Origin of the sequence: Streptomyces sp. NPDC006529, assembly GCF_040611795.1 — a bacterium.
GTDB lineage: Bacteria > Actinomycetota > Actinomycetes > Streptomycetales > Streptomycetaceae > Streptomyces.
In genome coordinates this window covers 69,700-94,574 of the sequence record NZ_JBEXPB010000002.1, presented here as the reverse complement: position 1 = coordinate 94,574, position 24,875 = coordinate 69,700, and the positions used below count along the sequence as shown (strand labels likewise).

Genomic DNA, 24,875 nt, shown 5'->3' with positions numbered 1-24,875 from the left:
CCCGGTTCCGGAAACTCGGGAACCCCTGGAAGATTGTCGTTGCCAGTAACCGACGGGTACAGTCGCGCCACTGCTCTCCCCGGGGTCCCCGCACCCCCCGGCCACCCAGGCTCCCCACCGCCGAGGCGAAAGAGATGTTGGTGAACGACAGCCCCACGTCGGGCCAGTATCCGGATAACGGATATGACGGCCTTTCCACCACCACCTTCGCTGGTAACGACCCCTACGTTTCCTTCGAAACGCAGGGCCAGGGATACAACTACGGCGCCTACGCGGCCTCGTACGACACCGCCTCCCACGAGACCGGTGCCTACGACACCACCGCGTGGAACGTCCCGGTCCAGGACGGCTACCTCGCCGCCATCCCCGCGCAGACCGCCGCCGAGGACACCACCGGCCAGTGGGACACCAGCGCCTGGAGCACGCAGTACCAGCCGGCGTCCTTCGGCTACGACGGCGCGGCGGCCCACGGCGGCGCGGCCCACGACGGCTCCTTCACCGAGGACCCCTCCGCCTCCGGCCAGTGGGCGATGCCGGGTTACGGCACGACGGGCACCGAGACCGGCGCCTACGACGCGACCGCCTGGAACACCGTGACCCCGGAGGAACTGCCGCAGCAGCTCCAGCCCGAGGCGGCCTACGCCTACCCGTACGCGTACGACGCCACCACGGTCAGCCCCGCCTACGACGCCGGTTACGCGAACGGCTCCTACGAGAACGCCGCCTACGGGGACACGGACGGGCACGCCGACGCGACCGTGGACGTGGTGTCGTCCGAGGACGGCGCGGCGGAGCGGGACGAGGAGGCCGGTCTCGCGGCCGCCCTGCACGCGGACCTGCCCACCCAGACCATGGCGACGACCCCGCCCGCGCCGCGCTCCGCACGCCGGGCCGCGCCCGCCAAGGGCGGCGCGAACGGCAGCCCGGCGGGCAGCGGGGGCGGCGGCAGCGCCGGCCGTCGCCGGTCCCCGGCCAAGCGGTCCGCGCTGCTGACCGTCGCCGTCCCCTCGGTCTGCGTCATAGGAGTCGCGGGCGTGGCCGCCGCCGCCGTGGGCGGACTGCCCACCGGTGACAAGCCGTCGAGCGACACCACCACGATGGCCGCGCCCGATCCGGCCTCGGTGAAGCCGGTCGCCGCGAACAGCAAGCTCGACACCCAGCTCGCCGCGCTCAGCGCGGACGCGGGCGACTTCGCCGACCGGGCCAGCCGCACTCAGGAGCGCATCGACCTGAAGGAGCGGCAGGACCTGGAGAAGAAGAAGCGCGCGGAGGAGGCGGCGGCCAAGGAAGCGGCCCGCCCCAAGTTCTCCCTCCCGGTCGACCAGCACGGCCTCAGCGCGGGCTTCGGGCAGGCCGGCGGCATGTGGATGTCCGTGCACACCGGCATCGACTTCCCGGTCTCCTACGGCACCCCGGTCATGGCCGCCACCGACGGGACCGTGCGCACCCAGTGGAACAGCGCCTACGGCAACATGGCCATCGTCGTCTCGCCCGACGGCACCGAGACCTGGTACTGCCACCTGAGCAGCACCAAGATCCGGTCCGGCAAGGTGAAGGCCGGTGACGTCATCGCGTACTCCGGCAACTCCGGCAACTCCACCGGCCCGCACCTGCACTTCGAGGTCCGGCCGGACAGCGGCTCCCCGATCGACCCGCAGGCGTGGCTGCGCACCCACGGCCTCAACCCGAACTAGCCGCTCGCGTACGGAAAGGGGGCGGGTCCCGGGGCGTTCACGCCGGGGCCCGCCCCCTTCCGTACGCCCGCGCGCCGCGGCCCGCGCGCTACAGCTTCTGCACGGGCGCGTAGCGCAGCAGCAGCCGCTTCGGCTTCTCGTCCCCGAAGTCGATGGTGGCCTGCGCGTCCGCGCCGGTGCCCTTGACCTCCATCACCGTGCCCAGGCCGAACTGGTCATGCGTGACCCGGTCCCCCACCAGCAGCGTGATGACCGGCTTGTCCGAGGTCCGGCGCGTCGCGAAACCGGACGGGCCCGTCCTGGAGCGCGAGGAGGACAGGAAGGACTCGGGCGACGTGCCGAAGGCGGCCCCGCCTCCCCCGCCCGAGCGCGAGCCGGACGTGCTGCGCATCGGGCCCGCGGGCTTCTGCGCACCCGTCCGCTTCCACTGGAGGTACTGGTCCGGGATCTCCTCCAGGAACCGCGAGGGCGGGTTGTACGAGGGCGTGCCCCAGGCGCTGCGCATCGAGGAGCGGGTCAGGTACAGCCGCTCGCGCGCGCGGGTGATGCCGACGTACGCGAGGCGCCGCTCCTCCTCCAGCTCCTTGGTCTGGCCGAGCGCCCGCATGTGCGGGAAGACGCCGTCCTCCATGCCGGTCACGAAGACCACCGGGAACTCCAGGCCCTTGGCCGTGTGCAGGGTCATCAGGGTGATGACGCCCGTGCCCTCGGTGTCCTCGTCCGGGATCTGGTCGGAGTCGGCCACCAGCGCGACCTGCTCCAGGAACTCCGCCAGCGTGCCCGGCCCCACCACGGGGGCCGCGGCCCCGGCGTCCGGATCGGCGTCGGCGCCCGCCGCCACGGCCGCGTCCGCGGCAGCCGTCGCCGCGTCCGTGGCAGCAGCCGCCGCGGTGGCGTCCGTGTCCGCGGCCGGTGCCGCGTCCGCGGCCGCCGCCCGCGCCTGCTCGAACTCCAGGGCCACGGCGGCGAGTTCCTGGAGGTTCTCGATCCGCGTCTCGTCCTGCGGGTCGGTGGACGCCTGGAGTTCGGCGAGGTAGCCCGTACGCTCCAGGACCGCTTCCAGCACCACCGCCGGGCCCGCGCCCGAGTCGACGATCGTGCGCAGTTCCTCCATGAGCACGTTGAACCGCTTGACCGCGTTGGTCGAGCGCGCGGCCATGCCGTACGCCTCCTCGACGCGCTTGAGCGCCTGCGGGAAGGTGATCTTCTCGCGCAGGGCCAGCGCGTCGATCATCGCCTCGGCGCGGTCGCCGATGCCGCGCTTGGGCACGTTCAGGATGCGGCGGAGCGGGACCGCGTCCTCCGGGTTCGAGAGCACGCGCAGGTAGGCCAGGACGTCCCGGACCTCCTTGCGCTCGTAGAACCGCACGCCGCCGACGACCTTGTAGGGCAGGCCGACCCGGATGAAGATCTCCTCGAACACGCGGGACTGGGCGTTGGTCCGGTAGAAGACGGCGACGTCGCCCGCCTTCGCGTCGCCCGCGTCGGTGAGCCGGTCGATCTCGTCGGCGACGAACTGCGCCTCGTCGTGCTCGGTGTCCGCGACGTAGCCGGTGATTCCGGCGCCCGAGCCGGCCTGCGTCCACAGGTTCTTCGGGCGGCGGTTCTCGTTGCGCTCGATGACCGCGTTGGCGGCGGAGAGGATCGTCTGGGTGGAGCGGTAGTTCTGCTCCAGCAGGATCGTCTTCGCGTTCGGGTAGTCCTCCTCGAACTGGAGGATGTTGCGGATCGTCGCGCCGCGGAAGGCGTAGATCGACTGGTCCGCGTCACCCACGACGCACAGCTCGGCGGGCGGCAGGTCCGGGTAGCCGGTGCCGACCAGCTCGCGCACGAGCGTGTACTGGGCGTGGTTGGTGTCCTGGTACTCGTCGACCAGGACGTGCCGGAAGCGGCGCCGGTAGTGCTCGGCGACGTCCGGGAACGCCTGGAGCAGGTGCACCGTGGTCATGATGATGTCGTCGAAGTCGAGGGCGTTGGCCTCGCGCAGCCGCGCCTGGTACATCGCGTACGCCTGGGCGACGGTCTTCTCGAAGCCGTCGACGGCCTGCACCGCGAACTCGTCGGCGTCGATCAGCTCGTTCTTCAGGTTGGAGACCTTGGCGCTGAACGACTTGGGCGGGAAGCGCTTCGGGTCCAGGTCCAGGTCCCGGCAGACGAGCGCCATCAGGCGCTTGGAGTCCGCCGCGTCGTAGATCGAGAAGGACGAGGTGAAGCCGAGGCGCTTGGACTCGCGGCGCAGGATGCGCACGCACGCGCTGTGGAAGGTCATCACCCACATCGCGTTCGCGCGCGGGCCGACCAGCTCCCCGACGCGCTCCTTCATCTCACCGGCGGCCTTGTTGGTGAAGGTGATCGCCAGGATCTGGCCCGGGTGGACGCCGCGCGCGCCCAGCAGGTGGCCGATGCGGTGGGTCAGGACCCGGGTCTTGCCGGAACCGGCGCCGGCCACGATCAGCAGCGGGGAGTCCGCGTGCACGACGGCGGCGCGCTGCTGTTCGTTGAGGCCGACGAGCAGCGCCTCCGGGTCGATGACCGGCCGGGGGGACCCGCCCCGGTAGTACGCGTCCCCGTGCAAGGGCGCGTCGAAGCGGCCCCCGAAGAGGTCGTCGGCGCCCGCTTCCGGGGCGTGGTCCTCGGGCGGCGGCGGAGGCTCCTCGTGAGAGGGGGTGAGGTCCGCCAGGAAACTGTCGTCAAAGAGGCTGCTCATCGCCTTCCGAGTCTAGGGCCCGGGACCGACAGCCGGTCCCGGCCCTGGAAATCCGGTCCGTCACACCGCGGTGACCAGCGGTCGATCGGTCCAGGTCGGCAAGGGTCGGACCTGATCAATCAAGGTCAGCTGCGGACAGTTCGGATCATCTCGTCATCCACCCGTTACTTTCAGGTTTAGCGTCCTCCCCCAAGACCGCACGCAGTCACCACCGCGCGCACCGGATCATCAGGGAAGGACGTGAGGCCCCCGTGGCCAGTCATCGAAAGCCCAGGCAGCGCCCGCTCCTCTCCGGCGGCACCTTCCGCACCGCCGCCACCCTCGCCCTCGCGGGCGCTGCCACCGCCACCGCCTGCGAAGGCACCTCCCAGGCCGACCCCCAGCTCACCCCGGACCAGGTCAAGTCCCAGGTGGACCGGCTCTACCAGGAGGCCGAGGCGGCGACGGAGCAGTACAACGGGGCGAAGGAGAAGGCCGAAGCGGCGCAGAAGTCCCTGGCCGGGCTGCGCGACGAGGCGGCCCGCAAGACCGACCGGCTGAACAGCGCGCGCGCCGCCCTCGGCTCGCTCGCCGCCTCGCAGTACCGCAGCGGGAGCCTGGGCACCGCCGTGCAGCTCGCGCTCGCGGAGGACCCGCAGGAGTACCTCGACCGGGCCGCGTTCATCGCGCGGGCCGGCGACCGCAGCGCCGCCGAGGTGGCCACCGTACGGCGACAGCTCGACGAGGTCGGGCGCCTGCGGGACAAGGCGGCGGGCCGGATCGCGGAGCTGCGCGCCCACGAGGCCGAACTGGCCGACCGCAAGGCCGTCATCGAGGGCAAGCTCGACGCCGCCAAGCAGCTGCTCGCCAAGCTCACGGCCGAGGAGCGCGCCCGGTACGAGGCCCGGGGCGCGGCGTCCGGCGGCGCGACAGGCTCCGGTACGGCGCCGGCTCCCCCGCCGGCCGCCGACGGTTCCCGCGCGGCCAGGGCGGTGGCCTTCGCCTACGGGGCGCTCGGCAAGCCGTACGTCTGGGGCGCCACCGGGCCCGGTTCCTTCGACTGCTCGGGGCTGACCCAGGCGGCCTGGCAGGCGGCCGGGGTGTCCCTGCCGCGCACCACCTACACCCAGATCAACGCCGGCCACCGCGTCTCCCGCGACCAGCTCGCCCCCGGTGACCTGGTGTTCTTCTACTCCGGGATCAGCCACGTCGGCCTCTACGTCGGCAACGGCCAGATGATCCACGCCCCGCACCCCGGAGCCCCGGTCCGACTCGCCCCGATCTCCTCGATGCCGTGGGCGGGCGCCTCCCGCCCGGCGTGAACGCCGGGCCGCCGCCGCGCCCTCCCTGCCCGCCGGGGAGGTCAGACCAGGCGGCGCGCCGTCGCCCAGCGGGTCAGCTCGTGCCGGTTGGAGAGCTGGAGCTTCCTGAGCACCGCCGAGACGTGCGACTCGACCGTCTTGACCGAGATGAAGAGCTGCTTGGCGATCTCCTTGTACGCGTACCCGCGGGCGATGAGCCGCAGCACCTCCCGCTCGCGCTGGGTCAGCCGGTCGAGGTCCTCGTCGACCGGCGGCGCGTCCGTCGAGGCGAAGGCGTCCAGGACGAAGCCCGCCAGCCGGGGCGAGAACACCGCGTCGCCGTCCTGCACCCGGAAGACCGAGTCGACCAGGTCGGCGCCGGTGATGGTCTTGGTGACGTAGCCGCGCGCGCCGCCGCGGATGACGCCGATGACGTCCTCGGCGGCGTCCGACACGGACAGCGCCAGGAAGCGCACCGGGTGCTCCGCCGCCGTCATCAGCGGGGCGCAGCGGCGCAGCACCTCGACGCCGCCGCCGCCGGGGAGGTGGACGTCGAGGAGGACCACCTCGGGCCGGGTGGCGGTGATGACGGTGACGGCCTGGTCGACGTCGGCGGCCTCGCCGACGACCTCGACGCCGGTGCGTTCGGTCTCGCCGATCTCGGCCTGCACGCCCGTGCGGAACATCCGGTGGTCGTCGACGAGCACCACCTTGACCCTCCTGGTCCCGCCCCCGGTGGTCGCGTTGTCCTCGGTCATGCCGGCATCGCCGCCCTCTCCATCTCCAGTTCGACTTCCGTGCCGCCGTCGGGCGCGGACCGCAGCCGCGCGGTCCCGCCGTTGCGCTGCATCCGGCCGATGATCGATTCTCGTACGCCCATGCGGTCGCCGGGTACCGCGTCGAGGTCGAAGCCCGGGCCGCGGTCCCGTACGGACACGAACACCGTCCGCCCTTCGACCTCGGCGTAAACCTGGACGGGCCCGCCCTCGCCACCGTACTTGGCGGCGTTGACCATCGCCTCGCGCGCGGCCTGCACCTGTGCCACCAGCTTCTCGTCGAGCGGGCAGTCGCCGACGACGACGACCTCGATGGGCACGCCGTGGTGGTCCTCGACGTCGGCCGCGGTCTTCTTGACGGCCTCGGCGAGGGTGTCCGGTTCCTCGGCCTCGTCCTTGCCGGTGCCCTCCGGCTTGTAGAGCCAGTTCCGCAGCTCGCGCTCCTGGGCGCGGGCCAGGCGCCGGACCTCGCCCGCGTCCTCGGCGTTGCGCTGGATCAGGGTGAGGGTGTGCAGCACCGAGTCGTGGACGTGCGCGGCGACCTCGGCCCGCTCCTGGGCGCGGATGCGCATGAGGCGTTCCTCGGAGAGGTCCTGGGTCATCCGGATCAGCCAGGGTCCGGCCAGCAGCGCTATCCCGACGAGGACGGCGAGGGTGGCGGTCAGTACGTTGCCCAGCTGGGCGGCGGAGCCCCGTACGACGATGAAGACGGTGAGGCCGACGCCGACCAGGACGACTCCGGCGAGCGCGCGGGCCAGCTGGAGGAGCCGCCCGTGCCGTCCGGCGGCGGAGCTCCAGTGGGCGCGGCGGGCGTTGTCGGCCTGCCGCCACACCAGCACCACGCCCGCGCCGACCAGCAGCGTCGGCCAGATGTAGCGGTCGGCCTTCTGGTCCCCGGCCTGGAGCTTGGAGATGAAGATGCCCGCGCCGATGAAGAGCGCGATCAGCGCGGTGACCTGCCCGCGGTCGGGTTTGCGCAGCCGCCTGCTGCCGTCGGCGAGGGTCTCGAAGAAGGAGCGGTGCCCGGTGCTGCCGCCGATGCCGAGCGGGACGAAGACCCAGAACGCGGCGTAGAGCAGCATCCCGAGGCCGTCCCCGAACAGGAAGGTGCCGAGGAAGGCGAGCCGGACCCAGAGCACGGGCAGCCCGAGGTGCCCGGCGAGCCCGCGGGCGACTCCGCCGAGCATCCGTCCGTCGGCGCTGCGGTAGAGCCTGCGCGCCGGGGCGGCGGTGTTCTCGGCGGAGGCCTGGGGGTGCGGTGTGCGGGGGGCGGCTGCGGCGGGCATGTCACCGATGGTCACACGCGCGGCGGGTCCGGGACATCAGGGCAGCCCCCCAGTTCCGTCAGGGGGATATCAGGGTCGCACCAGGGTCGGGGCCGGTGCCGCAGGGCCCGGCGGCCCGGCACCATGGACCCATGACCGACGTGCACGATCCCCCTCCGCTTGCGGCGACGGACCCCGCCGACCGGCCGCCGCTGCGCCGCAGCAGGCGCGACAAGGTCCTCGCGGGCGTGTGCGGGGGCCTCGGCCGGTACTTCGACCTGGACCCGGTGGTCTTCCGGATCGTGCTCGGCGTCCTCGCGGTCACCGGCGGCGTCGGCCTGATCTTCTACGGCTTCGCCTGGCTGTTGCTGCCCCAGGAGGGCGAGGAGGACAGCGAGGCGAAGAAGCTGCTGACGGGGCGGGTCGAGGGAGCCACGCTGGCGGCGGTGTTCGCGGCGCTCGTCGGCTGCGCGCTGTTCCTGACCATGGCGGACAACGGCGCGATGGCGGTCTTCTCCGTCCTGGTCATCCTGGGGCTGGCCGGGGCCTCGTACTGGTCCCAGCGCCGCCGCCACACCGGCGACCCGGAGACCCGCCCGCCCGATCCGCAGGAGGGGCGCCCGGGCGCGGCGCAGCGCGCGCCGCACCGTCCGGCGCCCCCGGAGACGCAGGCCCCGCCCGCGCCCGGCGGGCCGTCCTGGTGGCGGGATCCGCTGGTCAAGGACGGCACGACCGGCCCGGTCGGGACCACGGGCTACCTGTGGGGGCCGGACGACTCGGTCGCCGCGGCGGACGGCCCGGGTCCGGCGGCCGCGGCGCCGCGCGCCGCCGCTCCGGCCGCCCCGCGCGGCGGGATCGGGGGCCGGGTCTTCGTGCTGGCGCTGCTGGCCGCGCTCGCAGGGACGGCGAGCGCCTGGCAGGCCGGGCCGCTGGGGCACGCGCTGCAGATCGGTTTCGCGGCGGCGCTGGCCGTCTTCGGCCTGGGCCTCGCCTTCAGCTCGGTCGTCGGCCGGACCGGTTTCGGGACGGTCCTGCTGGGGCTGCTCACGGCGGTGCTGCTGGCGGGGGCCACGGTGCTGCCGCGGGAGGTGGGCACCGACTGGCACCGGGTGGAGTGGCGGCCGGCCGCGGTGGCCGACGTACGGCCCGCGTACGCGGCGGGCACCGGGCTGGCCACGCTGGACCTGAGCCGCCTGGACGTGCCCAAGGGGACCACCCTCGTGGTGGGCGCCGCGCTCGACGCGGGGCGGCTCAAGGTGATCGTGCCGCGGGAGGTCACCGCGAAGGCCGACGTCCGGATCACCTGGGGGGACCTGCGCCTGCCCGGCGAGTACGCCGGCGCCGTACGGATCCAGCGCCACCTCGCGCGGACGGCGACCGTGGCGCCCGTCCCCGGCACCGAGGCCGGCGGGACGATCGAACTGCACCTGGAGACGGGTGCCGGACAGGTGGAGGTGGCCCGTGCGGCGTCATGAGTTCCAGCCGGGGCGGCTGCTGGCGGGGCTGGTCCTGCTGGCCGGGGGCGTGCTGTACCTGCTCGACGCCGCCGGCGAGCGGGACGTGCCCTGGTTCCTGATCGTCCCGCTGGCCTTCGGCGGGCTGGCCCTCGCGGCGCTGGTGGGCGCGACGACCTACGCGGTGCGGCGGGACCGGCGCGACCGGATCACCGCGTCCAGCGAGAGGTAGGGCGCCCCGGCCAGGACCAGCGGCAGCCAGGCCACCAGGTACACGAGATCGTTGCCGTAGTAGTACGGCGTCACCGCCCACGAGACCGTCAGCCACAGGCTGAGCGAGATCAGGGCGCCGCCGGCCGCCGCGAGCCGGGTCAGCAGCCCGGCCAGCACGCCCAGGCCGACCAGCAGCTCGCCGACGGCCAGCGCCACCGCGAACCCGACGGGCGCCTTGAGGGCCAGGTCCACCAGGGCGGGGACCGCGGAGGTGTCGCGCACCCCGCGCATCAGTTCGCCGATGGAGCCGTCGCCCGAGGCCGACAGGAACGCGGAGTCGGTCAGCTTGTCCAGGCCCGCGTAGACGAAGGTGACCCCGAGGAAGATCCGCAGGGGCAGGAGCGCGAGGCGCGCGCCCGCCTCCCGCAGGCCGGACGGGCGGGTGGCGCGTTCGGCGCCGTCGGCGCGGTCGGCGCGGTCGGTGCCTTCGCTGCGGGCCGTGCGGTCGGCGCGGGCCGTGCGGTCGGCGGCGCCGGTGCCTTCAGGGAGTTGACTCACGCCTCATGTGTACCGCGCCCCCGCCCGGCGTACCAGAGGGGGAGCCGCTCATTCCGCGACGTCGACGCTGCACCGGTTGGACTCCACCCCGGCCGCCGTCACCACCTGGACGTCGACCCGCCCGGGCTCCACCTCCGCCGGGACCGGCACCGTCAGCACCGTGTCGGACGGGGTGGTGAACCCGCCCGCGACCGGCACCAGCGGCACGTGCACGTGCACCGTCCCGATCCGCACCACCAGCCGCGCCAGCATCTCGGGCGTCTGCGCCCCGGGCGGTACGAAGCCCACGCCCCGGATCTCGATGTCGTCCCCCGGCCGCACCGAGGCGTCGATGTCCCCCGGTTCCCGGGTCCGCACCACCGACAGCACCAGCGGCCGGGTGCCCTCCGCGTACTTCGCCGCCAGGTACACCGCCGCCGACAGCGCCACCAGCAGCGCCAGCGCCCACGGCAGCCGCGGGAACCGGTCGGGGAACCGGGCCAGCGTCACCGCCGCGTAGGCCAGCACCACCGTGGACACCAGCGCGTACTGCGCGTCCGGGAAGCTCCCGCGCCCCGCGTCGTCGGTCAGCAGGTCCGCCCCGCGCGGCCGGTCCGCGGGCAGCTTCTGGAGCCGCTGCCCCATGATCCGTACGGCGACCACGCGCCGAACCAGTACGGCGACCCCCGCGGTCAGCGCGACCACGCTCAGCAGCGGCAGCGCCCGCCACAGCCCGAGCCCGGCGTAGAGCGCGGTCCGCTCCGGCCCGGCCGGACCGGCGGCCAGCCGCAGCGCGGGCAGCAGCGCCGCGAAGGCGGTCACCACCAGCCAGGCGCACGCCACCGTCTTGGAGGTGGACAGCCGGTTGTCCTCGCCGACCATCGGGGCCAGCAGCCCGCCCCGCAGCGTCTGGGCGCGGGCGCCCACCGTCAGCAGCCCCGCCAGCACGAGGGCGGCCAGCAGCCCGGCGGTGCGCGCCGTGCTCCACCCGTTGCCCACCGCGGTGGCGACCTGGACGAGCAGCAGCACCCCCGCGGCGATCCATACGGCGAGCACGGCCCGGCGCGAGAGCAGGTGGAGCCAGGAGTGCCCGGCCTCGCGGCCGCGGGCGGCCACCGTGCGGGCGGACAGGGTGAGTTCGTCCGAGACCCACTGGCGGGAGGCCCCGGCCGAGCGGGCGACGGCGGCGGGCAGGCCCTGCCCCGCGGCGAGCCCGTCACGCTGCTCCAGGAAGGCTTCCACCGCGCGGCGGTGGCCTTCCCGGGCGCCGTGCGGGCAGTCGTCACAGGTGCAGCCGCCGCCGTGGGTACTTCTGTGGATCTCTTGGACAGCCACGTGCGTGCCGCCTCTCTGACTACCTTCGTGCAACTACCGGGTAATGCCAGCGAATTGTGCACCACTGCGGCAGTGCTCCGGATTGCGCACGATGTCAGAGCAGGTGATTAACCGTTCATGATGTTGACGCCACCTTCCGTGATCCCGGGGCCACGCCCCGCGTCACGGCTGTTCCCACAGCGGCTGGCAGTTCACCCAGGCCGCCAGGTCGGAGCCGAACCGTTCCCTGGTCAGGGCCGCGCCGTGGTGGTCGATGAGCACCGGCTTCCCGGCCGCCCGGGCGATCAGCTGCACCTGCGCCGCCCGTTCCGCCGCGAGGAACCACCACAGCGCCGCGTCCACCGAGTCCCCGACGGTCAGCAGCCCCTGGTTGCGCAGCACCAGCGCCTTGTACGGGCCCAGCGCCCGCCCGATCCGCTCCGGATCCGCGCCGCCGCCCGCGTACTCGTCCAACAGCGCGTGGTCCTCGTAGAAGCAGCAGGCCTCGTGGGTGATCGGGGCCAGCAGCTCGCCGAGGGCCGCGAGCGCCCTGCCGTACGGGGCCTGCGCGCGGACCACGGACACCACCTCGGGCCGCGCCCGGTGCACGGCCGCGTGGACGGCGAAGGCCAGCTGGTTCACCCGCCGCTCCCCCTGGAGCACCCGGCCCTCCCCGTCGACGAGCAGCAGGTCGCCGGGGCCGAGCCCGGCGAAGGCCCGCCCGAAGGGGTTCACCCAGTAGCAGTCCTCGAACTCCGGGTCGCGGGCGGTGACGTGCCCGGCGACCCCGTCCTCGTACCCGAGCCGGCCGAGCAGCCGCAGCGCCCCGGCGAGCCGCTCCTTGCGGTGCGCGCGGGCCTCCCCGGCGGTGGCGAAGACCGGGGGCAGCTCGAAGCCGAGCTGTTCCACGGGCACGGGGGCGGGGGCGGGCGGGTGCGCGGGTCGCTCGGCCATGGGCCCTCCTGTCAGGGTCGCGTCCTTTCGAGGCCGCGGCGCAAGGTACCGGGGGCCGGGCGAAGTGGCCAGAGAAGGGGCGGCCGGAGAAGGGGCGGCCGGAGAAACGGCGGAGCCGCCGGCCCCCGGAAGGGGACGGCGGCTCCGGTCGTGCGGGCGGCGAGGACTACTCCCACTCGATGGTGCCCGGCGGCTTGCTCGTGCAGTCCAGGACCACGCGGTTCACGTCCGCCACCTCGTTGGTGATGCGGGTGGAGATCTTGGCCAGCACCTCGTACGGCATGCGCGTCCAGTCCGCGGTCATCGCGTCCTCGGAGGAGACGGGGCGCAGCACGATCGGGTGGCCGTAGGTGCGGCCGTCGCCCTGGACGCCGACGCTGCGGACGTCCGCGAGCAGGACGACCGGGCACTGCCAGATCTCGCGGTCCAGGCCGGCCGCGGTCAGCTCGTGGCGGGCGATGGCGTCGGCCTCGCGGAGCAGGTCCAGGCGCTCCTTGGTGACCTCGCCGACGATGCGGATGCCCAGGCCCGGGCCCGGGAAGGGCTGGCGCTGGACGATCTCGTCCGGCAGGCCCAGCTCCTGGCCGACCATCCGGACCTCGTCCTTGAACAGCTGGCGCAGCGGCTCGACGAGCTCGAACTCGATGTCGTCGGGGAGCCCGCCCACGTTGTGGTGGGACTTGATGTTGGCGGTGCCGGTGCCGCCGCCGGACTCGACGACGTCCGGGTACAGGGTGCCCTGGACCAGGAAGGCGACCGCGGGGCCGTCCTCCTGGAGGATCTCCAGCTGGGCCTGCTCGAAGACGCGGATGAACTCGCGGCCGATGATCTTCCGCTTGGTCTCCGGGTCGGAGACCCCGGCGAGCGCGGTCAGGAAGCGCTCCTGCGCGTCGACGACCTTCAGCTGCACGCCGGTGGCCGCGACGAAGTCCTTCTCGACCTGCTCGGTCTCGCCCTTGCGCATCAGGCCGTGGTCGACGTACACGCAGGTGAGCTGCGAGCCGATGGCCTTCTGGACGAGGGCCGCGGCCACGGCGGAGTCGACGCCGCCGGAGAGGCCGCAGATGGCGCGCTTGTCGCCGACCTGCTCGCGGATGGCCGCGATCTGCTCCTCGACGATGTTGCCGGTGGTCCAGGTGGGTGCCAGGCGGGCGCCGCGGTAGAGGAAGTGCTCCAGGATCTGCTGGCCGTGCGTGGAGTGCATGACCTCGGGGTGGTACTGGACCCCGTACAGCCGCTTCTCGTCGTTCTCGAAGGCGGCGACCGGGACGACACCGGTCGAGGCGGTGACGGCGAAGCCCTCGGGGGCGGCCGAGCAGGCGTCGCCGTGCGACATCCACACGGACTGGTTCGCGGGGGTGCCCTCGAAGAGGGTCGAGCCGGACTTGGAGACGGCCAGGTCGGTACGGCCGTACTCGCGGGCGCCGGAGTTGTCGACGGTGCCGCCGAGGGTGGTCGCCATCAGCTGGAAGCCGTAGCACATGCCGAAGACGGGGACCCCGGCCTCGAACAGGCCGCGGGCGTCGTCCAGGCGCGGCGCACCCTCCTCGTACACGGAGGACGGACCGCCGGAGAGGATGATCGCCTTGGGGTTCTTGGCCAGCATCTCCCCCACGGGCATCGTGCTGGGCACGATCTCGCTGTAGACCCGGGCCTCACGGACGCGGCGGGCGATGAGCTGGGCGTACTGGGCGCCGAAGTCGACGACGAGAACCGTGTCCGGGGCGCTGTCGTGGGCGGCGGAGGGTGCTTCTGGCACGGGGCGGCCTTCCGGCGGGAGAGGGTGGCTGTTTTGTCGATTCTACCGGTGGCGCAGGGCCCCGCTTTGTCGCACCATCCGAGGCCCGCGTCACCGCCCGAGCGCCCGCCGCACCTCCCCGATCACCCGCTGGGCGTCGGCCGCGTACACGGCGGACTCGCGGAGCGTCTCCCGGACGCGGAGGTGGGTGGCGACGCTGTCGGCGTCGTCCAGCCACAGCTCGGCGTGCCAGGTCTCCACGATCACCTGGCGGTCGTCGTAGATCCAGAACCCGGTGTTGGGCGGGACGCCCACGCGCGGAGGTCTTCGGGCGTCGCCGTCTGCCTGCCGTTCTCCAGCTTGCTGACCTTGGGCTGCGGCCAGCCCAGGCGCCGTGCCAGCGCCGCACCGGTGAGCCGACCGTCGGCAGCCGCGAGACGGAGTTCGCGCAGCCGTATGCCGAGCGCTTCCCGTGCCTGCTGATAATCCGTGCTCACCGGTACCCACTCGTTGCCGCTACTTGGCCTGGAACACCTCGTACGGCACAGCGCAGTGCGATGCCGCGTCGCGCACTTGGGCATGGCGGAGCACCCCCGTGGGCTCCGAACGCGACCTGCTCCTCGCGCCCCCAACACCCGCTTCATAGCGCCCTGTTCATGGCATCGCCGTCCACCATGAGCCCGCCCGTCCACCTCTCCCTCCCCACCGAGGCCCCCAGCCCCGCCCCCGGGTGTGACGTGTGCGCGGCGTTGGCCGGGCAGCGGGGGGAGGCGTACCGGCGGGGGGACCGGTCGGCGGTGTCGGACTGCGACGTCGAGATCACCGCTCACCGCGAGCGGGGCCGGTGTTGAGCCCGCGCGCGGTGTACCGGTACGTGCCGCACACGATCCGGCACGCGCCGGAGGGCGGGGTCACCTACGAGGCCTTCTGCGCGGCGTACGGCTGCGGCGCCGAATCCGGGCCGCAGGACGGGCAGGGGGCCGCGCAGGACTGGGCGCTGCGGCACGCCGGGCTGAGCGGCCACGACCTGTTCCGGCGGGTGTACACCGACCACGCGCGCGTGACGCCCGCGGCCGCGGGGCCGTCTCACGATCCGGGCCGGGTTGGCCCGGGCGGGGGCGGAGGGACATAATCCCCTCCATGCGCAAGCAGCTGAGCTTCCTGTTTACCTATGGCACCGGCCGGTCCGGTCGCCATGGGTCATCGTGATGCTCGCTTGAGCCGCTGACTTCCCAGAGCGCCCCGGTCCGACAGGACCGGGGCGCTCTGGCGTTCTCCGGACCTGCGGGCCCCCACCCACCGGAGGAAACCATGTCCGTCACCACCACCGCCGTCACCCCCGCGCAGCTGATCGCCGATTCCCGGGAGCGGATCGACGCCCTCGACGACCGGATCATCGGGCTGATCCAGGAGCGGATGGCCGTCTCGGCCGTCATCCAGGACGCGCGCATCGCCGCGGGCGGGCGGCGGGTGCACCTGTCACGCGAGAACGAGGTGCTCTCGCATTGGAGCAGTGCTCTCGGAAAGTCCGGCACCGCCCTGGCCATGACCCTGCTGGAGCTGTCCCGCGGCCGGGTGTGACGCCCGCGCGCGCCTGTTCGTCACTCGTCCGGGCCGTGACCGGCCCCCGCCCGCCCCCGTTGAGCGAAGTGCCCGTGCCAGCCAGGCGCGGGACCGCAACAACCACGCGTGGCTCCGCCGGAGCGATGGAGACGCCCGCCCCGTGGAGCGTGCGTCGTGGGACCTCGCTCCTTCGCGTGACCGGACGGCAGGGGACAGCAGCCCGGTCACCCATGAAAGACGGCCGGCCCGGGGGACGCCCCGGACCGGCCGTTCTTTCGTCACGCTGCGCTTCACCGCGCCGCGCTTCGCCGCAGCGCGCTACACCACTACCCCGCTACGCGCCCGGTCCGGCGCCGGAACCCCACGTACAGCGCGCCGCCCGCCGCCAGCAGCATGGCCGCGCCCAGCGCGAGCGGCGCGGCGGAGCTGCCGGTCGAGGCGAGCGGACCGTTCGAGCCCGTGCCGCCGCCGACGGTGCCCGGCGCCGGGCTGCCCGAGGGGGCGACCGAGACGGAGGTGGACGGGCTCGGCGAGCCCGACGGGGTCGGGCTGCCCGACGTGCTCGGGCTCGGACTGGCGCCGCCCTTCACGTCCAGGACGATCGCGGCGGTGTTGTCGTCCGCCTTCGGGTCGAAGCGGTGCGTGACGACCCCCTGCGGAGCCGCCTCGCCGACGACGACCGACCCCTTGCCCGCGGCGCCCTCGACGGCGCGGTCCACGCGCAGCTCGAAGGCGTAGCGCTCCTGGCCGTCCTCCAGCACCGTCACCCCGCTCTCGCAGAAATAGCGGGGCGCGCCGAGCTGCTGCTGCGCCGTGCGCTCGCCGCCGTCGGCGTTCACGGCCCGGCACGCCTCGGGCTTCTTGGTGACGGAGGCACCGGCCGGGATGCGGATGTCCGTACGGGCCACGGCGGCGGGCGCCTGCCCGGTGCGCGCGCGGCTGATCCAGGCGGGCCCCAGGTTGCGGAAGCCGAACTCGGCGGTGACGCTCTGGCCGGTCTTGGCCGCAAGCGCGGCGCCGATGGCGGCGAAGTCCGCGGTGTTGGCCGTGCGGAAGGCGAACTCGCGCCGGTTGTCGCCCGGTTCGAGGTCGGTGGCGCTCTTCGCGCTCGTGGCGGCGGCGCGCTTCTTGACGGCCAGGGTCTTGCCGGTTCCGGGGGCCTTCCCGGCCGGGGCGGGCAGCGCGCTCCCCGCCTGCGGCCCGGTGCCCGTCTCGTAGATCCCGTAGCCGAGCTGCTCCTCGTACGCCCGCCCGGTGGCGCGGAGGGTCAGCGGGTCCGCCAGTTCGTACGCCTCGCCGGGGCCGAAGTCGCCCTCGAAGGTGCAGAGGGTGACGGCGGTCCGGCCGCCGTCACGGGTGACGCAGTTGTCGTACCGCTCCAGGAACTCCATGCCGCGGGTGGCGGCGAGTTCGAGGACCACGCCGTGCGCGGGCCGGTTGCCGGTGTTGGCGAAGGCGAGCGGCACGGGCTGCTTCTGCCCGGGCACCAGGTCGGCCCGGAGCGGGAGCCTGTCCATCACCAGGTCGGGGCCGCCCACCGTGATCCGCGTGGTGGCGGGCCGGATGGTGGCGCCCTTGACGGTGCCGGTCACGGTGAGGTCGGCGTTCGCGCCGTCCGCGCTGCCCTTGGCCGCGCCGACCAGCAGTTCGAAGCCGGGGCGCACCCCCGGGGCGAGGACCGTTTCCTTGCAGACGAGCGTCGCGGCGGCGCGCACGCACTCGGGGTGCGCGACGGCCGGGTTCTCCCGGACGTCGGCGGTCCCGGCGAGCGCGGCGAGGTCGACGGTGAAGGTGTACTCGCCCTGGAGGGGGGCGGTCGTGCCCGGGTCGAGGGAGTAGGCGAGGAGCGATTCCTTCGCCACGCCCGCCGGGGTCCCCGGGTGGAGCCGGAGGCCGAGCGCGGACGGACCGGTGAGCGGAAAGACGGGGTCCGCGGCGGCGGCCGGGGTGGTCAGCCCCAGAGCCACCAGGCCGGCCGCGGCCAGCAGGGAGATGCGCTTTCTCATGACCATCGAGACTGCCGAACGTCTGCAGCAGTTGCCTGGTTCCCCCTGTGACGGGCATCACGCGCAACCATCCGGAGGGGTCGTGTGTCATTTTCTGTACGGGGTCTGCCCTCGGAGGGGGAGAGCAGACCCCGTTGTCGTGCCCGCACGCTCAGCCGTTCCGGTCCGCGACCGGCTTCCTCGGGGGGACCGGCGGCACCGCCAGGAAGGGCAGCCGCAGCGCCGCGAAGGCCTCCTCGGGCACCGCCGGACGCACCGGCCGTACGGCCGCGAGGCGCTCGTACGCCGTGCCCTGCTCCGGACGCGGGTCGCGCTCCCCCTTGTTGGGCCAGTACGACATGGCCCGCTCGGCCTGGGCCGTGATCGTCAGCGACGGGTTCACACCGAGGTTCGCGGAGACGGCCGAGCCGTCGACCACCGAGATGCCGGGGTGCCCGTAGAGCCGGTGGTACGGGTCCACCACGCCCTGCTCCGGAGAGGCGCCGATGGGGCAGCCGCCCAGGAAGTGCGCGGTGAGCGGGGTGCCCATCAGCTCGCCGATGTTGCTGCCGGGGAAGCCGTTGATCTCCTCGGCGAGCAGGGTGGCGGCCTGCGTGGCCTCGGCGATCTGGACCGGGTTGGGGGCGCCGTGGCCCTGGCGGGCGGTCAGCAGTCCCTTGCCGATGCCGCCCGGTTTGCGGTACGTGGTCAGGGAGTTGTCCAGCGACTGCATGACCAGGCCGATGATGGTCCGCTCCGACCAGCGGCGGTTGGACAGCGAACGGGCCAGCTGGAGCGGGTGCTTGGCGGTGCGGGCGAACCAGGCGCGCACCCGGTGCGTGGCGTAGGGCACTTGGAGGATGGTCAGGAACCCCATCGCGTTGGAGCCCTTGCCGTAGCGGACCGGTTCGATGTGGGTGTCGGCGTTGGGGTGCACCGAGGAGGTGATGGCCACGCCCCGGGTGAAGTCGGCGCGCGCGTCCTTGCCGTGGCGCCTGCGGTAGCGGCGGTCGTCGGTCTGCGCGCCGACCAGGCCCTCGGAGTTGGTCCGGGTCAGGTCGCCGAGCCGGTCCGAGAGGCGGGGCAGTTCGCCGCGGTCCTTCATCGTGTGCAGCAGGGTCTGGGTGCCGTAGGTGCCGGCCGCGACGACGACGTACCGGGCGCGCAGCACCCTGGTGCGGCCCTTGCGGCGGCCGTCGGTGGGGACGGTGGCGACCCGGTAGCCGCCGTCGGCGTGTTCGGCGAGGGCGGTGACCGTGGTCATCGGGTGGATGACGGCGCCCGCGCGCTCGGCGAGGTGCAGGTAGTTCTCGTTCAGGGTGTTCTTGGCTCCGTGGCGGCAGCCGGTCATGCACTCGCCGCACTCGGTGCAGGCCTTGCGGGAGGGGCCCGCGCCGCCGAAGTAGGGGTCCGCGACCTCCTCGCCGGCCCGGACCCGGCGCTGGCCCGCGGCGTCCTCGCCGTCGCCGAAGAAGACGCCGACCGGCGCCATGTGGAAGGAGTCGGCGACGCCCATCCGGGCGGCGGCCGCCTTCAGGTGGACGTCGGAGGGGGTCATGGTCGGATTGAGCCGGACCCCCAGCATCCGCTTGGCCTGGTCGTAGTAGGGGGCCAGCTCGTCCTGCCAGTCGGTGATGGACGCCCACTGCCGGTCCTCGAAGAAGGCCGTCGGCGGCACGTACAGCGTGTTGGCGTAGTTGAGCGAGCCGCCGCCCACGCCGGCGCCCGCGAGCACCATCACGTTGCCGAGCAGGTGGATGCGCTGGATCCCGTACAGCCCGAGGGCCGGTGCCCACAGGTAGTTGCGCAGGTCCCAGCTGCTCTTCGGCAGGCTCGCGCGGGTGAAGCGGCGCCCGGCCTCCAGCACGCCGACGCGGTACCCCTTCTCGGTGAGCCGCAGGGCCGAGACCGACCCCCCGAAGCCCGAACCGATGACGATCACGTCGTAGTCGTACACGTCCTCGTACACGTCGTTGTCCTGCGGCACAGCCACGCTCCTAGCGCAGTCGGAGGGCCTTCATGACCTTGAGGCTGCGGGTCATGAACGCCGCGTACTTCTCGTCGTCCATGCCCATCGAGGGCGCCATGGGGAGCAGTCGCTGGTGGGCGACGGTCTGGGCCTCGGTGTACTTGAGGATGCCCTCGGAGCCGTGCCGGCGGCCGAGGCCCGAGTCCTTCATGCCGCCCATGGGGGCCTGGGCGCTGCCGTAGGCGGGCGCGTAGCCCTCGTTGATGTTCACGGTGCCGGTGCGCAGGCGGGCGGCGACCGCCCGGCCGCGGCGGGCGTCCTTGGTCCACACGCTGGCGTTGAGGCCGTAGGAGGTGGCGTTCGCCTGGGCGACGGCCGTGTCCTCGTCACTGAAGCGGTAGACCGATACGACGGGGCCGAAGGTCTCCTCCGCGCACACCGCCATCGGCGCCTCGACGCCGTCGAGGATGGTGGGCTCGTAGAAGAGCGGGCCGATGTCGGGGCGGGCGGTACCGCCCGCGACCAGCGTCGCGCCCTTGGCGACGGCCTCGTCCACGTGCCGCTGTACGGTCTCCAGCTGGCGTTCGCCGACCAGCGAGCCCATGTCCGCGCCGTAGGCGAGGGAGCTGCCGAGCCGCATGGCCCTGGTGCGGGCGGCGAACCGCTCGACGAAGGCGTCGGCGACCGACTCGTGGACGTAGAGCCGCTCGATGGAGATGCACAGCTGGCCCGCGGAGGAGAAGCAGGCGCGGACGGCGCCCGCGGCGGCCTTCTCCACGTCGGCGTCGTGCAGGACCAGCATGGCGTTCTTGCCGCCGAGTTCGAGGGAGACCCCGACCAGGCGGTCGGCCGCGCCCCGGGCGACCTCGCGGCCGGTGCGGGTGGAGCCGGTGAAGGAGACGTAGTCGGCGTGGCGGACCACCTCGGGGCCGACGACGGGTCCCTCGCCGAGCACGATCTGGAACACCTCGGCGGGCAGCCCCGCCTCGATGAGCAGGTCACGGGCCCACAGCGCGGTCAGCGCGGTCTCGGTGTCCGGCTTCATCACGACGGCGTTGCCGGAGACGAAGGCGGGCAGCGCGTCGCCGACGGAGAGTTCGAGGGGGTAGTTCCAGGGGGCGATCTGGCCGACGACCCCGCGCGGCTGGCGCAGTTCGACGACCTTGGTGAGGACCGGCACGGCCCCCGTGTGGCTCTTGGGGCGCAGGTAGGAGGGGGCCTGACGGCCGTAGTGGCGGGCCGCTATGGCGACGGCCTGCACCTCCTCGTGCGCGTGCAGGCGGGCCTTGCCGGTCTCCAGCTGGATGAGGTCGAGGACCTCGGCCTGCCGGTCGAGGACCAGGTCGTGGAAGCGCAGCAGGACGGCGGCGCGGCGGCGTACGGGGACGGCGGCCCAGGCGGCCTGGGCGGCGCGGGCCCGGTCGAAGGCCTCGGCGACGTCCTCGGGGCCGGCCTCGGGCAGGTCGGCCAGCTTGGCGCCGGTGAAGGGGGTGTGGTTGGCCGTGCGGCCGCAGCCGAGCACCCCCCGGGTGAGCCGGGTCACCAGGTCCGGGGTCACGACGTCGGTGGCGGTCCGGGCGCCTGCCGGGGCGGGGGCCACCGGGTTGGTGGGGGCCGGGGCGGCGCGGAGGGGGGCGGGGGCCTGCGAGTCCGTCATGGCGGTGAGCGTATTGCGCCGGGAGCCCTTTGGGTACCCGTGGGTAACCGGATTTTGCCATATCTGCCAGTGATCGCTGGCAGGATCGCTCCGGCGGGCGTGACCGGCACCCCCGCGACCGCCTCCGGGCAGCTGCTGCCCGGGGCGCCGCCCCGGCCGCTCAGCCCTTCCCGTCGGGCGGTTCCCAGCCGCTGAGCACGGTGTCGAACTGCTGCCGGGTCTTCGCCCAGTCCGCGGCCGGACCCGACATGTAGACGGCGTACTCGGTTTCGTTCGGCGCGATGTACATCTGCTCGATCGCGCGGCGCGGTCCGGCGTGGGTGCCCTTCTCGGTCCAGGTGAAGTCCCACAGGGCCCCGCGGGTGGTGTCGCGGAAGGTGTTCTGGTTCAGCCGCTGCCGCTTGTAGTCCGTCCGCGCGCGCACCTGCTTCTCCAGGTCGAGCAGGTGCATGTACGGGTTGTCGTAGTCCGGGGAGGCGTCGGCGGCGATCCGGATGAAGTGCTTGCCGTTGTCCGGGGTGTAGTCGATCTGGTTGCCGTCCATCTGGCGCGTCCAGCCCTTGGGAACCAGCAGGGTGAAGCCCGTCGGGTCCTTCACGCGCTGCCAGCCCTCCGGGACGGTCAGCTCCGCCGGCTTGGCGCCGCCCGCCTGGGCGCTCCCGCCCGCGCCCGCCCCGCCCGTCACGGCCGCCCCGCCCTTGCCCTCGTCACCGCCGTGCGAGTCGGTGTACCGGAGGATCCCGAAGGCTCCGGCCCCGCCCAGCAGGGCCGCGACCACGGCCACCACGGCCGCGCGCCGGATCCGGCCGCCGGTGGGGCGGCCGCCCGCCGGGGGCACCGGGTGTTGGTACTGGTTCTGGTGCTGGTTCTGGTGCTGGTGCTGTCCCGGGGCGTGCGGGCCCGGCGGGTGCGCGGTGGGCGTGGTCGAGGCCTCCGTGCCGAAGCGCGCGGTGGCGCGGGAGGGGGCGGGGGCGGGCGTCTCGTGCTCCGCCGCCGGGCCGGGCGGGTGGGCGGGCGCGGGGGTGGCCCGCTCCTCCGACGTGAGGGCGCGCGTGGGCACGTACGCGTGCGCCGACTTCGGCTCGCGCCCCTCCATCGCCTGCACCAGCATCCGCTCGGCCTCGGCCGCCGACGGACGCTGCGCGGGGTCCTTGCGCAGCAGCGCCGTGATGACCGCGCCCAGCGGGCCCGCCTGCCGCAGGGCGGGCGGTTCGTCGTTGACCACGGCCTGGAGGCTGGAGATCGGCGAGGTGCGGCGGAAGGGGGAGCGCGCCTCGACCGCCGTGTAGAGGGTCGCGCCCAGCGACCACAGGTCCGAGGCCGGGTCCGGGGCGCCGCCGGTGACCCGCTCGGGGGCCAGGTAGTCGATGGAGCCGACGAGTTCACCGGTCCGGGTGATCGAGGAGTCCCCCTCGATCGCCGCGATCCCGAAGTCCGTGAGGAGCACCCGGCCGTCCTTGGCCAGCAGGACGTTGCCCGGCTTCACGTCCCGGTGCAGGACGCCGACCGCGTGCGCGGCGCGCAGCGCGCCCAGCACGTGCAGCCCGATCCGGGCCGCCTCGCGGGGCTCGATCCGCCCGGCCGCCTTCGCCGCCTCGGCGAGGGAGGGACCGTCGATGTACTCCATGACGATCCACGGCCGGTCGTCGTGCTCGAACACGTCGTGGACGGTGACGACCGCCGGGTGCGCGATCCGGGCCGCGGCCCGGGCCTCCTTCTTGGTCCGGGCGTGCAGGACGGCCCGGTCGGCTTCGGCGACGTACAGACCCGCCGTCAGTTCCTTGACGGCGACCGTCCTGCTGAGCAGCTCGTCGTGCGCGCGCCACACCTTGCCCATGCCGCCGCTGCCGATCGGCTCGCCGAGCCGGTACCGGCCCACGAGTACCGCGCCCGCGCCTGTCCTGTGTTCCACTCCACCCCGCCGCTCTCCGCCTTCGGGCCAGATTACGGAGCGCGCGGGCGATGCCGGAACCGCGCGGGGCCCGTGAGACAGCACTGTGACGCAATCGCCGTACTGACTCCCGGTCAGTGCGCCGTCAGGAGCCGGGCCGGTAACTCCCCGTCGCCTTCTCGAAAACTTCGGTGACCTTGTCCTGGGCGTCCTGCGGACCGATGACCATCACCACGTGGTAGCGGCCGCCGAGGGCGACGACGCGGTTGCGGACGTAGACGGAACGGCCGCCCCCGTCCGTCCAGGTGTACTGGCCCTCCGCGCTGAGCTGCTGGCCCACTTTGGTCTGCTTCACGCCGGTCGAGGTGGCCCAGGTGGAGGTGCGGAAGGGCTCCAGCTCCCGCTCCTTGTCGCGCTGGTAGCTCAGCGGGTCCGGGTTGCCGTTCACGGCGTCCCGGCCGGGGGTCAGGATCAGCACGAAGTCCCCGTTCGTGTAGCGGACCTGGCCCATGTCGTTGACGCCGTGGCGCTCCCAGCCGCCGGGGACGAAGACCCGGAAGCCCTCGGGGTCCTGCTGGGCGGTGTACCCGGCGGGCGCGTCGGCCGCCGACGGCGCGGACGGGCCGCCGCTCTGCGGGGCGGGCTGGGACCGGGGCGTGCCGGTCGGGGTGTTGGCCCCGCCGTTCGCGCCGGGCGGGGTGACGGCCGCGCTCGGGCCACCGCCCCGGGCCTGGCCCCCGTCGCCCTCGCCGGTCGTCGCCCGGGGCAGGAAGAACACGGCGTACGCGACCCCGCCCGCCAGCGCCGCCATCACGAGCAGGAGCAGCGTCCGGCCGAGGAAACGCCCGCCCCGGGGGCGGCGGGTGGTGGCGTGCTGCGTGCCGCGGTGGCGGCCGTGCGAGAGGTCGCCCTTGCGGCGTACGGCGGGCAGCCGGGCCGGGTCCGCGTCGGGCAGCGGGAACGCGAAGCCGCCGATCGCGGTGACGTCCGGTTCGGGGGCCGAGCGCACGAGGGAGCGCAGCCAGCCGCGCAGCTCCTCGAAGTCCGGCCGCTCGGTGGGGTCCTGGCGCAGCAGCGACTCGACGATCGGACGCAGCGGCCCGCACTCCTCCGCGAAGGCGGGGGGCTCGGCGCAGACCATCTCGACGAGTTCGGCGGCGCTGTCCTCGGGGTAGGGGGCGTGCCCCTGGACGGCACGGTAGAGCAGCGCGCCCAGCGCCCACAGGTCGGTGGCGGGCCCGATGGGCGCGGCCAGCTGCCAGTTGTCGTGCACGGGCCCGGCCTGCTCGGGTGCCCACCGCTCGGTGACGGCCCCGACGACCGCCATCCGCGTGAGCCGCGCCCGCTCGGCGTCGAGCGCACTGACGGGCCCGGCGCCCCGCGAAGCCGACCATCCGGGGGCGGGGGTGCGGGGGCTGCCGGGGGCGGTGGGCCCGTGACCGCCGGGGGCGGGGGCCTCGGCGTGCCGGAATCCTTGCGGCAGCGCCAACCGGTCCGGGAGGGCGGGGGCCTGGGCGGGGCGGTGCCCCGGGGCGGGGGCTCCCGGGGCGGGGTCCTGGCCCTGGTGGGGGGCCTGCTGGGCGGGGTGCCGGCCCTGGTGGGGGTGCTCCGGTGCGGTCCGGGCGATGCCGGCTCCCGGCCCGTCGCTCCAGCCCTGCGCGGGGAAGGGGGTCCAGCCCCGGTCCTGGTCCTGGTCCCGGTCCTGGTGGGGGTCTTGGTGCTGGTCATGGCCATGGTGCGGAGCCGGATCCTGGTCCCCCGGGGCCTGTGACGCGGGCACACCGAACTCCGGTCCGGCGGCCCATCCCTGGTCAGGCAGCGGGGCTACCTCGGGACCCGGGCCAGTGGTCCACGCCCGGTCCGGGGGCGGGGTCGCCT

At 73.9% G+C, this 24,875-nt stretch carries 18 protein-coding genes and 2 pseudogenes; 7 read left to right on the top strand and 13 right to left on the bottom strand.

Going from position 1 to position 24,875, the window contains the following annotated elements:
* Window positions 1-134: 134 nt before the first annotated feature.
* Entirely contained in the window at window positions 135-1,694 is a 1,560-nt protein-coding gene (locus ABZY31_RS02345; protein WP_356403902.1) for a M23 family metallopeptidase, read from the top strand.
* A gap of 88 nt (window positions 1,695-1,782) precedes the next feature.
* Here the strand turns inward: ABZY31_RS02345 and ABZY31_RS02340 are convergent, their stop codons facing one another.
* Window positions 1,783-4,401, bottom strand: a complete 2,619-nt coding sequence (locus ABZY31_RS02340) for an ATP-dependent DNA helicase (RefSeq protein WP_356403899.1) — start codon at window positions 4,399-4,401, stop codon at window positions 1,783-1,785.
* A 251-nt stretch (window positions 4,402-4,652) separates the two neighbouring features.
* On the opposite strand from ABZY31_RS02340, the gene ABZY31_RS02335 reads away from it, so the two are divergent.
* On the top strand, window positions 4,653-5,702 hold the full coding sequence (locus tag ABZY31_RS02335; RefSeq protein WP_356403896.1) for an NlpC/P60 family protein: 1,050 nt from the start codon (window positions 4,653-4,655) through the stop codon (window positions 5,700-5,702).
* Window positions 5,703-5,743: 41 nt separating this feature from the next.
* Here ABZY31_RS02335 and ABZY31_RS02330 read toward each other — a convergent pair whose 3' ends face one another.
* Both ABZY31_RS02330 and ABZY31_RS02325 read right to left on the bottom strand, forming a co-directional pair.
* Entirely contained in the window at window positions 5,744-6,439 is a 696-nt protein-coding gene (locus tag ABZY31_RS02330) for a response regulator transcription factor (RefSeq protein ID WP_356403893.1), read from the bottom strand.
* The gene (locus ABZY31_RS02325; protein WP_356403890.1) at window positions 6,436-7,743 is read right to left on the bottom strand and encodes a PspC domain-containing protein; all 1,308 of its coding nucleotides are present in this window, start codon (window positions 7,741-7,743) and stop codon (window positions 6,436-6,438) included. The genes ABZY31_RS02330 and ABZY31_RS02325 overlap by 4 nt, the downstream gene beginning before the upstream one ends.
* Before the next feature lie 131 nt (window positions 7,744-7,874).
* On the opposite strand from ABZY31_RS02325, the gene ABZY31_RS02320 reads away from it, so the two are divergent.
* Both ABZY31_RS02320 and ABZY31_RS02315 read left to right on the top strand, forming a co-directional pair.
* Window positions 7,875-9,197 carry a PspC domain-containing protein gene (locus tag ABZY31_RS02320; RefSeq protein ID WP_356403887.1) on the top strand — a complete coding sequence of 441 codons (1,323 nt, stop codon included), beginning with the start codon at window positions 7,875-7,877 and terminating at the stop codon, window positions 9,195-9,197.
* Entirely contained in the window at window positions 9,184-9,408 is a 225-nt protein-coding gene (locus ABZY31_RS02315; protein WP_356403884.1) for a hypothetical protein, read from the top strand. The genes ABZY31_RS02320 and ABZY31_RS02315 overlap by 14 nt, the downstream gene beginning before the upstream one ends.
* Here ABZY31_RS02315 and ABZY31_RS02310 read toward each other — a convergent pair.
* The 5 genes and pseudogenes from ABZY31_RS02310 to ABZY31_RS02290 all read right to left on the bottom strand — a co-directional run bounded on the left by ABZY31_RS02310 (window position 9,354) and on the right by ABZY31_RS02290 (window position 14,429).
* A complete protein-coding gene (locus tag ABZY31_RS02310; RefSeq protein WP_356404395.1) occupies window positions 9,354-9,818 on the bottom strand; it encodes a DoxX family protein in 465 nt (154 codons plus the stop codon). The two genes, ABZY31_RS02315 and ABZY31_RS02310, sit on opposite strands and share 55 nt — an antisense overlap.
* 177 nt (window positions 9,819-9,995) lie before the next feature.
* Window positions 9,996-11,261 (bottom strand): hypothetical protein, encoded by a 1,266-nt coding sequence (locus ABZY31_RS02305; protein ID WP_356403881.1) that lies wholly within the window; start codon window positions 11,259-11,261, stop codon window positions 9,996-9,998.
* 162 nt (window positions 11,262-11,423) lie between these two features.
* Entirely contained in the window at window positions 11,424-12,194 is a 771-nt protein-coding gene (locus ABZY31_RS02300; RefSeq protein WP_356403878.1) for a class II aldolase/adducin family protein, read from the bottom strand.
* Window positions 12,195-12,360: 166 nt separating this feature from the next.
* Window positions 12,361-13,953: a glutamine-hydrolyzing GMP synthase gene (guaA, locus tag ABZY31_RS02295; RefSeq protein ID WP_356403875.1), complete on the bottom strand. Its 1,593-nt coding sequence runs from the start codon at window positions 13,951-13,953 to the stop codon at window positions 12,361-12,363.
* A gap of 90 nt (window positions 13,954-14,043) precedes the next feature.
* Window positions 14,044-14,429, bottom strand: a pseudogene (locus ABZY31_RS02290) (helix-turn-helix transcriptional regulator).
* Window positions 14,430-14,806: 377 nt separating this feature from the next.
* Here ABZY31_RS02290 and ABZY31_RS02285 point away from each other — a divergent pair.
* Both ABZY31_RS02285 and ABZY31_RS02280 read left to right on the top strand, forming a co-directional pair.
* Entirely contained in the window at window positions 14,807-15,064 is a 258-nt protein-coding gene (locus ABZY31_RS02285) for a hypothetical protein (RefSeq protein ID WP_356403872.1), read from the top strand.
* A gap of 179 nt (window positions 15,065-15,243) precedes the next feature.
* Complete coding sequence (locus ABZY31_RS02280) at window positions 15,244-15,513, top strand: chorismate mutase (protein ID WP_356403869.1); 270 nt, start codon at window positions 15,244-15,246, stop codon at window positions 15,511-15,513.
* Between the two features lie 308 nt (window positions 15,514-15,821).
* Here the strand turns inward: ABZY31_RS02280 and ABZY31_RS02275 are convergent, their stop codons facing one another.
* The 5 genes and pseudogenes from ABZY31_RS02275 to ABZY31_RS02255 form a co-directional block, all read right to left on the bottom strand.
* Entirely contained in the window at window positions 15,822-17,501 is a 1,680-nt protein-coding gene (locus ABZY31_RS02275; protein ID WP_356403866.1) for a peptidase, read from the bottom strand.
* 151 nt (window positions 17,502-17,652) lie between these two features.
* Window positions 17,653-19,473: a GMC family oxidoreductase gene (locus ABZY31_RS02270; RefSeq protein ID WP_356403863.1), complete on the bottom strand. Its 1,821-nt coding sequence runs from the start codon at window positions 19,471-19,473 to the stop codon at window positions 17,653-17,655.
* Window positions 19,474-19,477: 4 nt separating this feature from the next.
* Window positions 19,478-21,106 (bottom strand): succinic semialdehyde dehydrogenase, encoded by a 1,629-nt coding sequence (locus tag ABZY31_RS02265; protein WP_356403860.1) that lies wholly within the window; start codon window positions 21,104-21,106, stop codon window positions 19,478-19,480.
* 160 nt (window positions 21,107-21,266) lie between these two features.
* On the bottom strand, window positions 21,267-23,018 hold the full coding sequence (locus ABZY31_RS02260) for a serine/threonine-protein kinase (RefSeq protein ID WP_356403858.1): 1,752 nt from the start codon (window positions 23,016-23,018) through the stop codon (window positions 21,267-21,269).
* A gap of 124 nt (window positions 23,019-23,142) precedes the next feature.
* Window positions 23,143-24,369 (bottom strand): annotated as a pseudogene (locus ABZY31_RS02255) (serine/threonine protein kinase); the annotation flags it as partial.
* Between the two features lie 90 nt (window positions 24,370-24,459).
* On the opposite strand from ABZY31_RS02255, the gene ABZY31_RS02250 reads away from it, so the two are divergent.
* Window positions 24,460-24,768 carry a hypothetical protein gene (locus tag ABZY31_RS02250; protein WP_356404434.1) on the top strand — a complete coding sequence of 103 codons (309 nt, stop codon included), beginning with the start codon at window positions 24,460-24,462 and terminating at the stop codon, window positions 24,766-24,768.
* The last annotated feature ends 107 nt before the right edge of the window (window positions 24,769-24,875 follow it).